General features: G+C 64.9%; 15 protein-coding genes. 8 read left to right on the top strand and 7 right to left on the bottom strand.

The window, feature by feature from the left end; genetic code table 11:
• The first annotated feature begins 116 nt into the window (after positions 1-116).
• Positions 117-458 (top strand): hypothetical protein, encoded by a 342-nt coding sequence (locus tag LZC94_14110; protein ID WXB18370.1) that lies wholly within the window; start codon positions 117-119, stop codon positions 456-458.
• 107 nt (positions 459-565) lie between these two features.
• On the opposite strand, the gene LZC94_14105 is transcribed toward LZC94_14110, so the two are convergent.
• The 3 genes from LZC94_14105 to LZC94_14095 all read right to left on the bottom strand — a co-directional run bounded on the left by LZC94_14105 (position 566) and on the right by LZC94_14095 (position 3,350).
• Positions 566-1,303 carry a LytTR family DNA-binding domain-containing protein gene (locus LZC94_14105; protein WXB18369.1) on the bottom strand — a complete coding sequence of 246 codons (738 nt, stop codon included), beginning with the start codon at positions 1,301-1,303 and terminating at the stop codon, positions 566-568.
• 1 nt (position 1,304) lies between these two features.
• Positions 1,305-2,570 (bottom strand): histidine kinase, encoded by a 1,266-nt coding sequence (locus LZC94_14100; protein ID WXB20187.1) that lies wholly within the window; start codon positions 2,568-2,570, stop codon positions 1,305-1,307.
• A 138-nt stretch (positions 2,571-2,708) separates the two neighbouring features.
• On the bottom strand, positions 2,709-3,350 hold the full coding sequence (locus LZC94_14095; protein ID WXB18368.1) for an HD domain-containing protein: 642 nt from the start codon (positions 3,348-3,350) through the stop codon (positions 2,709-2,711).
• Positions 3,351-3,460: 110 nt separating this feature from the next.
• On the opposite strand from LZC94_14095, the gene LZC94_14090 reads away from it, so the two are divergent.
• Complete coding sequence (locus LZC94_14090) at positions 3,461-4,426, top strand: DJ-1/PfpI family protein (GenBank protein WXB18367.1); 966 nt, start codon at positions 3,461-3,463, stop codon at positions 4,424-4,426.
• A gap of 423 nt (positions 4,427-4,849) precedes the next feature.
• On the opposite strand, the gene LZC94_14085 is transcribed toward LZC94_14090, so the two are convergent.
• A complete protein-coding gene (locus LZC94_14085) occupies positions 4,850-5,269 on the bottom strand; it encodes a hypothetical protein (protein ID WXB18366.1) in 420 nt (139 codons plus the stop codon).
• Between the two features lie 93 nt (positions 5,270-5,362).
• On the opposite strand from LZC94_14085, the gene LZC94_14080 reads away from it, so the two are divergent.
• The 5 genes from LZC94_14080 (at position 5,363) to LZC94_14060 (ending at position 11,354) form a co-directional block, all read left to right on the top strand.
• Positions 5,363-6,166: a lytic polysaccharide monooxygenase gene (locus tag LZC94_14080; protein WXB18365.1), complete on the top strand. Its 804-nt coding sequence runs from the start codon at positions 5,363-5,365 to the stop codon at positions 6,164-6,166.
• Between the two features lie 702 nt (positions 6,167-6,868).
• The gene (locus LZC94_14075) at positions 6,869-7,237 is read left to right on the top strand and encodes a metalloregulator ArsR/SmtB family transcription factor (protein WXB18364.1); all 369 of its coding nucleotides are present in this window, start codon (positions 6,869-6,871) and stop codon (positions 7,235-7,237) included.
• Positions 7,234-7,740, top strand: a complete 507-nt coding sequence (locus tag LZC94_14070) for an SRPBCC family protein (protein ID WXB18363.1) — start codon at positions 7,234-7,236, stop codon at positions 7,738-7,740. The genes LZC94_14075 and LZC94_14070 overlap by 4 nt, the downstream gene beginning before the upstream one ends.
• A gap of 682 nt (positions 7,741-8,422) precedes the next feature.
• Positions 8,423-8,836, top strand: coding sequence for a hypothetical protein (locus LZC94_14065; protein ID WXB18362.1), 414 nt, complete (start codon positions 8,423-8,425; stop codon positions 8,834-8,836).
• A 994-nt stretch (positions 8,837-9,830) separates the two neighbouring features.
• Positions 9,831-11,354, top strand: coding sequence for an FAD-dependent monooxygenase (locus LZC94_14060; GenBank protein ID WXB18361.1), 1,524 nt, complete (start codon positions 9,831-9,833; stop codon positions 11,352-11,354).
• Between the two features lie 180 nt (positions 11,355-11,534).
• Here LZC94_14060 and LZC94_14055 read toward each other — a convergent pair whose 3' ends face one another.
• Complete coding sequence (locus LZC94_14055) at positions 11,535-12,035, bottom strand: hypothetical protein (protein ID WXB18360.1); 501 nt, start codon at positions 12,033-12,035, stop codon at positions 11,535-11,537.
• A 536-nt stretch (positions 12,036-12,571) separates the two neighbouring features.
• Here LZC94_14055 and LZC94_14050 point away from each other — a divergent pair.
• A complete protein-coding gene (locus tag LZC94_14050) occupies positions 12,572-13,213 on the top strand; it encodes a glutathione S-transferase family protein (protein WXB18359.1) in 642 nt (213 codons plus the stop codon).
• Between the two features lie 78 nt (positions 13,214-13,291).
• On the opposite strand, the gene LZC94_14045 is transcribed toward LZC94_14050, so the two are convergent.
• Together LZC94_14045 and LZC94_14040 are read right to left on the bottom strand one after the other, a co-directional pair.
• On the bottom strand, positions 13,292-13,819 hold the full coding sequence (locus tag LZC94_14045; protein ID WXB18358.1) for a hypothetical protein: 528 nt from the start codon (positions 13,817-13,819) through the stop codon (positions 13,292-13,294).
• Positions 13,807-14,019: a hypothetical protein gene (locus LZC94_14040; protein ID WXB18357.1), complete on the bottom strand. Its 213-nt coding sequence runs from the start codon at positions 14,017-14,019 to the stop codon at positions 13,807-13,809. Before LZC94_14040 ends, LZC94_14045 begins: the two co-directional genes overlap by 13 nt.
• Positions 14,020-14,021: the final 2 nt, after the last annotated feature.

The raw sequence follows: 14,021 nt of genomic DNA, 5'->3' as shown, positions 1-14,021 counted from the left end.
TTCCTTCAGCAGCGCCACACCGGTGGCGCGGTGGCGTCACGGGCCGCTGGACGTTCTCCCACCGCCACGCCGAAGGAAAGAGCCCCCGGTGCCCACTCGGGTAGACGGAGACCACGATGCTCGTGCGCGCTGCCCGTCCAAATGTCGAAGCATTCCTCGCTGGCCGAAAGGAACACCTGGCCCATCTTCCCCCGGCTGATGGTGTCGCTGCGATGATCGCCTTCTTTCGAGATGTTCACGCAGAGGGGTGCGACCGCGAGAACGATGGGGACATGCTCCTATTCCAATGGGGCAGCTACGACGTGTATGGGACGAACATCCGAGAGCTCAACGTCGATATCACACGCCAGTTCATTTCGAATGAGGGCAAAGATGAAGATATGGCCTTTCACAGTCGGGTTCATGGCGCGCATCGCGTACGTGGAACCGTTGTACGGAGAGAAAAGTTCGCATATTAGCTCGGGGAGAGGAGCGCATATCCGATGGGAGCGTGGGAAGGCGATTGGGCAAAGCGAATTGGTGAGTTTGCCCGCCAATCGGTGCGCGCCCTCGCCGGCGCGGCGACTCAGCCGAGCCGGGAGCGCACCCGCGAGGCCCAGCGGCGGCTCATTTGCAGCGGCTCGGCCAGACCGCGTAGGTACACGCGGTAGGTGAAGTGGGACCACTCCTCCAGCCGCTCGACGAACTCCAGGTTCACCATGGTCGAGCGGTGGATGCGGACGAAGTCGCGTTCGGGGAGGCGGTCCGCCCATTCGCGGAGCGACTTGCGGGCGCGCGCCTGTTTGCCGCCCGCCAGATGCAAGACCGAGTTGTCCCCGGCGGCGAGGACGGCCACGATATCCCGCACGCGAAGGAAGACCATGCGATCGTCCAACCGGAGAAATAGCCGGTCTTCATAGGTCAGCGCGTCGGACGTCGTCGATTCGGCGGTCGCCGATTCGGCCGGCGCGGGCCGGCTCAGACGGGCGAGCGTGGTCGCGAGACGCTGCGGTGCCACCGGCTTGAGGAGGTAGTCGAGCGCGTTCACCTCGAAGGCGCGAATGGCATAGCGATCGAACGCGGTGACGAAGACCACGGTGACCGTGCGATCGAGCAGCGGTAGCAGATCGAAGCCCGATTCCCCGGCGAGGTGGACGTCGAGGAAGACGACGTCGGGATCGTGCAGCCGCGCCAGCGAGGCGGCCTCCTGCACCGTCGCCGCCTCGCCCACGATCCGGATTTGGTCGCCATGCCCCTCTTCCAGCAGCTGTTTGAGCTCCCGGCGGGCGAGCCGCTCGTCGTCGACCACGATCGCGGTGTACATGTCAGGTTCGGGCCAATGGCAGCTCAATCCGAGCGAGCACGCCACCGCCCACCTCGGCCAGTGTAAACCGGTGTTGTCCAGGGAAGAGCGCGTCCAGGCGAGCGCGCACATTCGCGAGGCCGATGCGGGTACCGCCCGCCGGGTGGCCGTCGGAAGGCACGAGGGCGCCGCCGTGACCATCCACCGACGCGGGCCTCAAGGTCCCCGAGTTCCAGACCTCGAGCACGAGACGGTCGGCCTCGGTCCGCGCGCCCACGCGCACATGGAGCGGGCGCCCCGGTGATCCGCCGCTGCCATGCCGCAGGGCGTTCTCGACCAGCGGGTGCAGGAGAAACGCGGGCACCCCGGCGCCGGCGACCGCGCGATCGATCTCGATCGCCGCCGCGAGACGATCTTCGAAGCGGATCTTTTCGATGGCGAGGTAGTTCTCGATCGCCTCGATCTCCTCGGCCAAGGTCGTGTGCTCGAGCGGGCGATGGACCAGGGTGTAGCGCAGGAACTCCGCCAGCTCGGTCACCATGCGGCGGGCGCGGACCCGGTCTTCATCGATCATCGCTCGGAGCGAGTTCAGGGCGTTGAAGAGGAAGTGCGGATTCAGCTGGTACGCCAGCATCTGGAGCTTCGCCTCCTGGGCCAGGAGTTGCGATGCTTGCGACGCCTGCCACAAGACCACGCCGAACCACGCGCCGCTCCACGCCAGGAGCGCGAAGGTGAACGCCAGCACCGAGCGCGCCGCGGTCGGCCAACGCAAGAACGCCTCGCCCGGTGCCAGGAGATCGAACCACAGCAGGAGCACCCGGTACCCCAGGAAGAAGCCCATGCCGAGCACCGCGCATCCGAACACCGCCCCGAGCGCGATCGCGAACCATGGCGTCTGCCGCGCGAGCAGACGGCCATAGAGCAGCCCCAGCACCGTGCTCGCCGCGATGCCAAGCGGGATGTAGAGCACCTCGGTCGCGACGAGCCCGGAGTAGCCGAGGTACTCGAGGTACTCGCCGGGTGCGAGCGCCGGCATGTAACTGAGATAATGCACCAACGCATACGCGAACCAGCCGCCGAGCTGGGCGAGCCAGTAGGCGCGCCGCGCGCGGGTTCGGCGCACGCCGGTCAGCCGATGCTCTCCCACGGCGGGGACGTCGAGGCGAAGTGCGGGAGGCAAGCGACCATCGTACACGTCTCCGGGCCCGACACGAAATGTCGCGAACGATCGGCTCGGCACGCCGCCGAACAGTCGCGCGCTCTTGGCCGCGTTCGACGCGGCGACCACCGCCAAAGGCTCCTCCTCCACGCACATCGGGACGATGAGCCGGCACCGCGCGCCCCGTCAGACGGCACGGAGTGACGGCCGATCACGCCTTGCGTCCGACGATCGGGGCCGCTCGCCGAGCGTGACACCGCCCTCGAGCTAGGACGGCCAGGCCGAGCTCAGGATCACCTCGCAGAAATCGACGCGCGCGTAATTTGGATCCATCCGCGCCAGGACATCGGCCTTGACATTGCCAAACGTGGTATTCGGTTTGCGGTGAATACCTTCGAAGAAGGCGCGCAAGATATCTTCTTTGAAGGACGCCCCGCGCGGGTGCGCCTCGACGACGCGCGCGCGCGCTTCGGGGGACACGTTGGGGAAGCCGAGGCCCAACACGTCCATCTCGACGCCGGCGGTGACCAGCGCCACCTCCGGCTTTTTATGCTGCGGGATTCCCGGTGTGGTGTGCAAGGCGATGGCGTCCCAAACGACCTCGATGGCCCCATCGGCCAGGCCGTGGGCGCGCAAAAAGTTGGCCGCCGCGTTCGCACCGTCGACCTCGAACCGTTCGCTCGTGCTGGCGTACCTTTTGGTGAGCCCGAGATCGTGAAACATGGCCCCGACGTAGAGCAGCTCCGGGTCGAAGGTCAGGCCCTTGTTCGCCCCCGTCAGCGCACCAAAGAAGTACACGCGCGTGGAATGATGAAATAGAAGCGGCGTTGAACAATCTCGGACCAGCTCGGTCGCTTCCCGTGCGAGCTTGCTATCTGGAATGGAAATACCTGCTATCGACGAGCTCATTGGATGAACTCTCCTTTCGTTCCAAAGGGAAGCTAGCCTTCGGTCACCACGTCCGCTATTGCTATTTTATGCCAAAAACGGACACGTCGCTCCAGAAGCGGACACGGTTGGTGTCGATCTTCGCCGTGCCCGGCGTGCAGTTGCTCGACGTGGCCGGTCCGCTCGACGTGTTCGCGGAGGCCAATCGGCAGCGCGCCGGGCGCAAACCGATGTATCGATTTCGCGTCGTGTCCGCGTCGCCGCGCCCGCTGACGTGCTCCTCCGGCGCGCGCTTGCTGCCCGACGCCACGCTCGAGGCGCGCGGCGAGAAGGTGGACACACTCCTCGTGGCAGGCGCCCCACACGCGGTGGAGACACGGCTCGATGGGGCGGCCGTGGCATGGCTCACGGCGAGCTCGAAGACGGCGCGCCGTTACGGATCCGTCTGCAGCGGCGCCTTCCTGCTGGCGCAAACCGGCGCGCTCGACGGGCGGCGCGTCACCACGCACTGGGCGGTGGCCGATCAATTGCAAAAGACCTTCCCCAAGTTGCATGTCGAGCCCGACGCCATTTACATACGCGATGGCCGCGTGTGCACGGCCGCCGGGGTCACCGCGGGGATGGACCTGGCGCTCGCCCTGGTCGAGGAAGACTTGGGCCGCGAGGTGGCCATGAACGTCGCCCGAGAGCTGGTCATGTTCTTCAAACGGCCAGGCGGGCAAATGCCATTCAGCCGGCGCGGTCACGCGGAGGTGTCGGGCCGCTCCGCGCTTCAGGAATCGCAACGATGGATCGCGGGGCACCTCCACGCCGATCTCTCGGTGGCAGCATTGGCCCATCGCGCCGGCGTGAGCCCGCGCCATTTTGCGCGCATGTTCCGCAGCGAGCTTGGCGTCACCCCGGCCGACTACGTCGAATCGGTGCGGGTCGATGCCGCGCGCCGGCTCCTCGAAGAAGGCGCCCACCCGCCCAAACAAGTGGCCGATCGCTGCGGGTTCACCAATGTCAATGGACTGCGCCGCGCATTTTTGCGGTGCGTGGGGATCACGCCCGCGGAGTACCGAAAACGCTACGCGGCAACACCGCCCGGAGCGTGACCCGAGTCCGCAGGCCGGAGCGAACGCCCACGGAGCCGCAGGCCGGGGTGCTCCTTCATCATGCGAGTCATGCGATTCAACGTCGCAAATCCTTGCGCTTCAAACGATCTTCGGGGGCGGCGCGCGGCCCAGAGTCGGGTGCGGGCCTCCGGCGCGGCTGCGGGACCGTGCACGAGAAACCAGGACCGGCAAGCGCCACGCTCAACCCAATGGTTCACCATTTTTTCCCCGCCCGAAGCCCATTCCACGAAGATCCGGACATGCGCAGCGACCGTCTGGCGCATCCGTATACTTCCAATGGGGCGACCCGCGCCACACGCACGCCGACCTTTCGAGCGACGACGCATTGGACACGGCCAGAGCATGAGATTGTAAATGTGCTCTGACGGACGGCCATTGTACCGTGGGGTGCGCAATCCTCTCTCATTGAAGTGGACGACGGATGTCGAATTGCCGACGGACAATTCGTGTCGTCTTAATTTGTTCGAATGACGATTTATGGATGATAACGATCGACCATCGTGATATGCAGTCCCCCGTGCGTATCTCCATGCGCGCGTCGATTTCGCGCCAGAGCGGCACGCGGACCAGCCGGAGCTCGAAACGAGCTCGGGATGTGATCCTCTGTTCCTTTGTCGGGTGAGCTTCCGGCATCCGACCGAAAGTCGTGGAGGTCTGCTCGTGAAATCCGTTCGAGGCGGGATCGACGCGGGTGACGTCGTATACGAAACGCGCGCCGTCGAAGCGTCGCCCCCACCGCAATGATTGTACGTGCAAATAGGATACAGCACGCCTGCGACGGGCTTTCTCGAGGCCATCGGGTCCGATGCCGAGTTGGTTCATTGTTCATGGTGCATCGGGGGGTGGGTGCCGGTTGTCGCCATGCGGGCGATTTCCGGATTGGGAGTTGTGTTGTCTTTTTCGGGAGGTAGTCCCATGATGATCAAGACGCCGTTCAGCCATCCTAAGCGGATTTCCCTGGCCGGACTCACCCTGCTGGCTGCCGCGTTCACCGCGGCCCCCGCCTTCGCGCACGGCTCGATGAGCGGCCCGACCAGCCGGATCTACCGATGCTTTCAAGAGGGGCCCGAGAATCCCAAATCCGCCGCCTGCAAGGCGGCCATCGCGGCCGGGGATAGCTGGCCGATCTACGACTGGGACGAGGTGAACCTCGGCAACGCGGACGGCCATAGCCGCCAAATCATCCCGGACGGCAAGCTGTGCAGCGCAGGCAGGGCCAAGTACAAGGGGCTGGATCTCCCGCGGAGCGACTGGCCGGCGACCACCATGCCGGCAAGCGGCCGGTACACCTTCCAATACCTGCTGACCGCCGCGCACCCGGGCACCTTCGAGCTGTATGTCACCAAGAACGGCTACGACCCGACCAAACCGCTCAAGTGGTCCGACCTCGAGGATCTCCCGTTCTACAAGCAGTTGAACCCGCCCATCGTGGGAAACGCCTACCAGCTCAACGCCACCCTGCCCGGCGGGCGCACCGGACGGCACCTTATCTACGCCATCTGGCAGCGCCACTGGCCTGACTCGGGCGAGGCCTTCTACTCGTGTTCGGATGTCGTATTCACGAGCTCGAGCACCGCAGGTCCCTACTCCGACATCTTCGGGAAGATCGGCGATTGGTACGGCAACCATATGACCACCACCGATCGTACGTGGAAGTCGGCAACGGCATTTATAAGTCCCGCACACCCGGCGCCGCGCTTCGCTATTTTTTATGAATAATCCAAAAAAGGACGGCCGGTCGCTCGGCACGTAGTCCGATGACCGCGCAGGCATCGATGTGCGCAGCGCGCATGCGGCGAGGAGCGCTCGGTCACCGGGACGACCGCACCTCCGCGCACCGAGTCCCTCGAAGGGTCTACGAGCTCGTCCTCCCCTTGTGACCGGACGCACGCGCCGCCACAGCATCGATTGATTCATGGACATCTGCGGCAAGGAGCGCTCGGTCACCGGGACGACCGCACCTCCGCGCACCGAGTCCCTCGAAGGGTCTACGAGCTCGTCCTCCCCTTGTGACCGGACGCACGCGCCGCCACAGCATCGATTGATTCATGGGCATCTATTGCATTTGATTTTGCGTTTGTTCTCGCGCGAAGCGCTCCTCGAACTGCGGTCGCCCCGATGAGGCGGTGAACGTCTCACGGGGCCTCCCGGTCCCGGCGTTGCTCTCGGATTCGTCGGCTACGGACGCCGAAGGCCGCCTAGGTTCTCCTAGGCGGCCTTTCCGAGAGTCCGTAGATACGGCGCCCGAGATTTTTGCCTCGGGATCGACCTCTGCGTTCGCAAACGGGATCGCCGCGCCATCCGGGGCCGGTCGGGCTATTTTTGCCTTCGAGTACGAGCGCCAGGGCGATAGACATGCCGGTGCTCGCCGGCTTCGTCACGGGGCTCGACAACGCGTAACAAAATGGTTACGCTTTCGGCATGGATGCTGTCGCGCAAGCCCTGGCCGATGCCACCCGCCGGGAAATCCTCCGCATGCTGCGCGGCCGCACGATCTCCGCCGGCGATCTCGCCGCGGCGTTCTCCGTGAGCCGGCCTGCCGTCAGCCGTCACCTCCGCGTCCTGCGCGAGGCTGGGCTCGTGCGCGACGTCTTGAACGGCCGCCAGCGTGAATACCATCTCGAGCTCTCGGCGCTCGCCGAGCTCGAGGCATTTTTACGCGAGCTTCACGCGACGAGCCCGTGGCATCGTCGGTTCGAAGCGCTCGAAACCGAAGTTCACCGGGTGGGCCGTCGCCGGCGCAACGCGAACCCACACGAAGAGCCGCAGCGCAGAAAGGAAACCGCATGAAGCCTCGCCCCACCGGCCACGTTCGGACCAGCGCTCTTGGGACCGATCTCGTCATCACCCGGACCTTCCACGCCCCCATCGAGGACGTCTGGCAGAGCGTCACCGCGGCCGAGAGCACCGCTCGTTGGATCGGACCGTGGGAAGGCGAGCCGGGCCCCGGCAAAACGATTCGCCTGCAGATGGCCTTCGAAAAAGGGGCGCCTTGGTGCCCCGTGACCATCGACGTATGCGATCCCCCGAACCACCTCTCCATTTCGACCAAGGACGAGCACGGCCAATGGCGGCTCGAGCTTTCACTGGCCGTGCACGCCGACACGACGGTGCTGACATTCGTGCAACACCTGAGCGACCCTGCATCGGCGGGTGAAGTCGGCCCGGGCTGGGAGTACTACTTGGATATGCTGGTTGCTTCACGAAACGGCCAGCCAATCCCTGATTTTGCGGAATACTATCCCGCGCAACGCGATTATTATCTAGACCAAGCGCGCACCGCGAACGTGTGAGCGCGAACGCGCGCATACTCGACGCCGGCCGCACGCCATCCTCCGGCCGCCGTCTCTTGGGCACTGCAGTGGAGACGCGCCGCTTCCATCGCCCCTCGGCTCGCGAGGATGAGAACTGGCGCGAGCAGGAACGGCTCAACCAAGCGTCCGTCACCAGCCCGCCACCGTTCGTCCACGCGGCCCGCAGCGGCGTTCCCTTCCCTTCTCTTCGAGTTCGGGCAACGCATCCGTGATCCATCGCGCGCATCGCGGCGCTCTGCATGCGCGCCATGCGGCGGCGTAGAACATCGAGCAGGTATGGGCGGGACCGTCGGTCGCGAGCCGCTCTCGACCATCTTCCCCTCGCGTCGCGGGGACCCGCTCGATGAGCCAGCGGATCACTCCCGAGTTGGAGCAACGCTTCAGATAAATTCATTTCTCAACGCGACATACAACCGCTTCAGCTTTATCTTGTTTGGATGCCAAAACAAAACGTGGTTGAATGCTATCGAGTCATTGCACGGTTGTGCGGCCCCATTCTGGCATGGCGTACGCCGTGCATCGTTCGCTCGCGTGCGGCGTCTGTCGCGGCCTCTGGCACGCGGACGCTTGGTCTGTGTACGAGACGTTGGCGTTCTGTCACTAGTTCGTTGCTGCACGCGGCGTAGGTTTTCATTCGCCCCAAGAAAGACGAGGAGAAGCCATGGCCGATCTGGATGACAAAGTACGCAACTTCAACGGGACGCGACGCGCAGATGAGATACGCGAGGGAGGGCTCTTGGGCACGTGGTTCGGCCTGAGCCTGGGGTTCGCCGAAAACGTGGTGCGCGTCTCACACTCTGTTTTTCAAGACACGGTGCGCGAAGTAGGCGAACGGACTCGTTCGACCATCGCGTGGGCCGAGGGATTCCCCCGAGGCGCATTCAACGTGGCGCGCTCGGTGTTCGACGCGGGAGACTTTCTGGTGCGCGACGGTCTCTCCCGCATCGAGCGCGGCACGCTCACGGCGGTGAGCACGTTCGACCGCACGGGCGAAGACGTTCGGCAGGTGACCGGTCGCGCCGTCGTGCAGGTGGTTGGCCCAGCTCGCGACGGCACCATCATACAGCCTTCGTGAGCTTGCATCGGCTCAACAGCCTTCAACCCTCGCGATGACCTCGTTCATGATCGCGCGCCTGCCGCCACCACCGATCGGGTAGAGGCAGGCGTCGCGATAGTGGTCGAGGTGACAATTTCGAGCGCCGCGCCCGCGGCTCGCCCTCGCCAATGGGAGCGACGGCCTGGTGCACTTCTGCGTTGTCCGGCGAGGCCGTCGAGGTACACGTCTGCCTTATCCGGCGAAGCCGTCGAGGTACACGTCTGCCTTATCCGGCGAAGCCAGTCGAGTGACCTTCGGCCAGCGCTGCGCCATCGCAAGGGTGCATTCTTGGTACGCTGCACCCCCGCGATGGTCCCTGGGGCTCTCCGCTTGGTTTCGTGCAGCGCCGGCAGTTCGCCGGACCATGCGAACGAGCCTCCGATGCGCACTTGGGCAAAGAATGTCTCGCCGTCGGTGCTCGAACGCCACCTTCGAGCGATGCTCATACGGAATGATTTGCCATCGACGTCGTTCTTGAAGAATCACGTCGAGCACGTAACGCCAATGCGAACTGGACTCTCCTCCAACTCCTATCCATGCGCTCGGAGCGATTGACGACCCACGATTTGGCCTTTGCGTTTCGTTGATTTCCTTCTTTGGCGAGCAGCGCCCTTGCAGGACACTCGTGGATGACCGCACCCGGGGCTGCCGAGCCAGCGATGGAGTCGCTGCATCGGGCAGCCACGGAGAGCGGCACGTTCCGCGCAGCTCGTCCCAGTCGCGACGAGGTGCGGCGCCAGCCAAGGTTGCTACCCGCGGTGGGTCACCGGGTGGGCGAGGTCGTCCGCGCTGCCATTTCGTAAACGTAAATAAAACGGGTGCATGTCGCATTTGTTCAATATCGGCACCGATCGCAGCGCTACGGTCTCCCGGCTCCAAGCACGTCGTCCAGCCCCGCAACGGGGAGATCACGTGAGGTGTGCGCATCGAGCGCTCGTCATGGATGCCGTGGCGAGGGCGGGAGAGGTCGGCTATGTCGAAGAACGAGGTGTTGGACGCCGACGTGGTCATCGTCGGTGCGGGCCCGGTGGGCCTGATGCTTGCGGCCGAATTGCGACTTGGTGGCGTGCAGCCGTTGGTTCTCGAGCGGCTGGCGATCCCCGATCCCGATCGAAAAGCGCGCGGTGTCGGGCCGCTCGCGGCCGAGGCTCTCGCGCGCCGGGGGCTGGGAGAGCGAATCGCCGCACACGATATCGCAGGCCGAGCCGACTTCCGACGTGACCACGGCAGCGACAAAAAGCATTTCGCCTGGATTCACAAGATCGATCCGGCATTGCAGGAGGAGCCCCATCGCCAGGGCGCGCTCATCTGGCAGCCGGCCCTGGTGCAGCTGCTCACCGAATTCATCTCCGAGCTCGGCGTGGCGGTGCGTCGCGGACATGCCGTGACCGCGCTGACCCAGGATAACCACGCCGTCACCTCCACCGTGCTCGGCCCCGACGGCGAATACCGGATCCGAACGCGCTATCTGGTCGGCTGCGATGGTGGTCGCAGTACCATACGCAAGCTCGCGGACTTCGATTTCCCGGGGACTGCACCCATCATGGTGACCCGTATTGCGCGACGGGCGGACATCGCCGATCGGGAGAAGCTACCGCCACCCGGCCGAACCTCCACGGGAACGTTGATGTACAGCGATACGGTCCTGGCTACCTTCGACTTCGACGACATATCGGATCGCGGCGAGCCCATGACCCTCGAAGAGCTCCAGGCAAGCGTCCGGCGGGTATCCGGAACCGACGTGACCATCACGGCCATGCAAGACGCGCGGCGGTTCAGCGACAACGCGCGCCAGGTCACGAGCTACCGCGAGGGACGTGTCCTGCTGGCCGGCGACGCGGCCCATGTCCACTCGCCGAATGGCGGTCAGGGTCTGAACCTGGGCATCATGGACGCGGTCAACCTCGGCTGGAAGCTGGCGGCGACCACCCGGGGTTGGGCACCGGAAGGCCTGCTCGACACCTATACCGCCGAACGGCACCCCGCAGGCGCGACCGTACTGCACAACACGCGCGCGCAATCTGCCTTGCTACGGCCCGGTCCGCACGTCGATTCGCTCCGCGACATCCTTTCCGAGCTGATGGACATCAAGGCGGTCAACCAATACTTCGGCCGGATGATGTCCGGCCTCGATACCAGGTACGCGTTCGCCGCCGCGAGCTCCGACGGTCATCCCCTGATCGGCTACCATTGCCCCGACGTGGCGCTCACCATCGCCACATCGGGCGGTGGTACCTCGAAAAGCAGCTTGTTCCAATTCACCCGCTCCGGACGCGGAATACTACTCTGCTCCTCCGCCGACTCCGCCATCGACGATCTCACCGCACCATTGTCGGATCGGCTCGAGCGCGTCGCGGTGCTCTCGATCGATCACGACGAGCTTGCCGCGGCGCTGATCCGCCCCGACGGCGTGGTCGCGTGGGCCGCGAGCCCCGGCCAATCCCTGGACATCGTGGGCCTCCGCACGGCCGTACTCTCTTGGTTCGGCGGAGCGTAATGGCGGATATGGGTCTGCGTCGCAACGAATGGTCGCATCATTCGGGGAGCATCGTGCTCAATCTTCGAGGTCGATCGCGATCCCTGGCCCCACGGACGCTCCCGCACCAACGCGTTTCCGCGGGGACCGGGCTCTCGCGCCGTTGCAAACGGGCGCCCGGACCGTGATCCGTGCTCGAAACTATTTCGCCGGCGGGCCCGCGCGGCCGGAAGACGCGAGACGCTGCGCCAGCGCGCCGGCCTCCTGGGACGAACGAAGCGAGATCACCAGGTGCTCACCCTGGATGGCCTCCCGGATGACGGGGGTTGCCTGCACCGTGCCATCGACCACGGCCGCGAGCTTGCGACCGACATTTGCGCTCGTCACATCGTGCAGCGCGCGCGCCCCTCCGGGAGTCAAGCGGAGCTCGACATTCGAGCCGCTCGCGTGTGCCTCCACGATATCGGCCTGCGATAAGACAACCTCTTTTTCCAGGTGCACGACGGCCCCCTCCACCGTCTTCACCTCTTCGCCTCCTGCGGTGGCGACCAAGCGAAGCTCGACATTCACCGACGCAACCGTCGAGCCTTGCGTGAGCGATGGCGCACCTCCGACCGGTCGCTGACTCTGCGCATTGGACCCGCATGCCACCGCAGCCGCGAGCATCAGGGCGAGCGCGCCCCCCGTCCATCTCGAATTCATGACGCCTTATCCTTTCCGGTCGAAGGACCGATTTGGGCCACCTTCAGGTCGCCGGTCCAACGGGCGAGCGCGCCGAATCATTCCGCCGTCGACAAGCGCCAACCTGCGTATCCCAACGTGATCCGGAGAGCGACTCCAAGGGGGTCGTTCCAACGGGATCGGGGGGCGATTCCCGAGCACGCAATGTCGTGGCGGCGGCGTTATTGACTTGGCCTAGATTCAGCGTATGGCGCCAATCCTGGGATACGATTTGTGCGCGCGCGCCATGGGGCGTACCGTCGTCCGCATGAACGTGGATCCATTGAATCGAGCTTTCGTTCAACGCAGCGCGATCCTCGCGGCGGGCACCGCGTTTGCGTAGATGCTCGGCGGAGGCTGCGGCGGGGACTCGAACGCGGGTGGCCAGCGCGAACCCGAATGGAACCGATGGTGGCGATGGATCGGCCGGCGACGATGCAGGCGTCTTGCGCGATCCACGTAGACTGGGCTCTCGTCCAACGGCCGCCGGACGGCGGTAAGGAAAGTAGGAACTACCCATGCTCAAGGTTTACGGATTCTCCCGAGTGAACGAGTTCGCGCGCGGCAACACGCGCGATTTGCGCGTGCTGTGGGCCCTCGAAGAGATGGGACTACCGTACGAGATCGTCGGGATGGATCATCCGAACCACGCCCTCGACAGCGACGAGTTCCGCGCGAAGAACCCGTTCGGCCAGATTCCGGTGATCGACGACGACGGCGTCGTGGTGACGGAGTCGGGAGCGATCCTGCTTTACCTCGCGCGCAAGAGCGGCAAACTGATGCCGCACGACCTCGCGGGGGAAGCGCAGGTTCTTCGCTGGACCATCGCCGCGCTGAGCACGATCGAGGTCCCCGTGTTGGCGCTGTGGTTCGTCGACATGACCGGTGGCAAAGGCACCGAGCCGCACGAGGCACTCCACCAGTGGTCCGATATGCGCCTGGAGCAGCTCGATGGATGGCTCGCGCACCGCACGTTCATCGCGACGGACGAGTTCACGGTCGCGGACATTCTGATGACGCACGTGCTGAGCGCGCGGAGCACCGATCCGAGCCTGTTGAAGCCGTACCAGCACGTTCGCACGTACCAGACGCGCTGTATGGATCGGCCCGCGTGGAAGCGCACGTTCGACGCCTACTGCGAGCGCGTCGAAACCGCCTAGCCCATCGGCGCGTGCGACCAAATGACATGCCGTGGCCATTTTGAGTCGCTGACCGGCAAGCACCGGGCGCGCATTGTCTTAGTCCGATATGGGATCGGGCGCTGCGAGGACGGGAGCCGGCTTGGACCGAGCACGTACGAGCAACGAGAACGCGACCACGTGCGTGATCATCAGCAGGGGTACGTAGATGCTCGGGATCGCATATGCCGCGCCCAACTCCCCCGCCCGTTCAGGAAGGCCGGCCCGAACGGCATGATAATAGTCGAGGACGAGGTCGCCCGCGCCCACGACATTGAAGGCGACGATGAACAGCCAAAAAACCGGGCGTACCCTCACGGTGAGAAGCGCCAGCAGGGCCAGCACCCCGGTTGCAAAGTCGCCGTAGGCCGCGAACGCCGCGAAGCTCTCGGGCAAATGAGGGCCGACGACGCCTGGAACGAGGAAGACGAGCCCGATGAAGCGAAAGCTGTGCAAGGTGGCGATGGCGCGTTGCGCGGCGACATGGTCCATCGATTCGAGCTTGGGGAGGGCGTACGCGCCGAAGCAGAGCAGCCACGCGACGTAACCCGAAATGAGTTGAATATCGAAGATGACTACCGGCGACATTTTAGCCTCCGTTCGAGTGATGATCCCGCGGCCTCGAGCGCCGCGCTCGGGATGCCGATTCGGCCTTCCATGAAAGTTCGCCTCGTGTTGGTGGCGAGCTGCGGAGAGCCCGGTTCGAGAGGAGAAAACGCCACCTTCAGCCGCTCGGTGAGGCCGGTCGCATCGTAGGGATGGCGTACGCCATCGCGTGCATCGGTCATGG

The organism is Sorangiineae bacterium MSr11954, from assembly GCA_037157815.1.
Classification (GTDB): domain Bacteria; phylum Myxococcota_A; class Polyangia; order Polyangiales; family Polyangiaceae; genus Pendulispora; species Pendulispora albinea.
This window is presented reverse-complemented; position numbering and strand designations above follow the sequence as displayed.

Coding starts and splice junctions, on each gene's coding strand:
- LZC94_14040 (WXB18357.1), bottom strand. CDS start 14,019: ATGACCGATGCACGCGATGGCGTACGCCATCCCTACGATGCGACCGGC.
- LZC94_14085 (WXB18366.1), bottom strand. CDS start 5,269: ATGAACCAACTCGGCATCGGACCCGATGGCCTCGAGAAAGCCCGTCGC.
- LZC94_14070 (WXB18363.1), top strand. CDS start 7,234: ATGAAGCCTCGCCCCACCGGCCACGTTCGGACCAGCGCTCTTGGGACC.
- LZC94_14095 (WXB18368.1), bottom strand. CDS start 3,350: ATGAGCTCGTCGATAGCAGGTATTTCCATTCCAGATAGCAAGCTCGCA.
- LZC94_14065 (WXB18362.1), top strand. CDS start 8,423: ATGGCCGATCTGGATGACAAAGTACGCAACTTCAACGGGACGCGACGC.
- LZC94_14105 (WXB18369.1), bottom strand. CDS start 1,303: ATGTACACCGCGATCGTGGTCGACGACGAGCGGCTCGCCCGCCGGGAG.
- LZC94_14050 (WXB18359.1), top strand. CDS start 12,572: ATGCTCAAGGTTTACGGATTCTCCCGAGTGAACGAGTTCGCGCGCGGC.
- LZC94_14110 (WXB18370.1), top strand. CDS start 117: ATGCTCGTGCGCGCTGCCCGTCCAAATGTCGAAGCATTCCTCGCTGGC.
- LZC94_14060 (WXB18361.1), top strand. CDS start 9,831: ATGTCGAAGAACGAGGTGTTGGACGCCGACGTGGTCATCGTCGGTGCG.
- LZC94_14080 (WXB18365.1), top strand. CDS start 5,363: ATGATGATCAAGACGCCGTTCAGCCATCCTAAGCGGATTTCCCTGGCC.
- LZC94_14055 (WXB18360.1), bottom strand. CDS start 12,035: ATGAATTCGAGATGGACGGGGGGCGCGCTCGCCCTGATGCTCGCGGCT.
- LZC94_14045 (WXB18358.1), bottom strand. CDS start 13,819: ATGTCGCCGGTAGTCATCTTCGATATTCAACTCATTTCGGGTTACGTC.
- LZC94_14075 (WXB18364.1), top strand. CDS start 6,869: ATGGATGCTGTCGCGCAAGCCCTGGCCGATGCCACCCGCCGGGAAATC.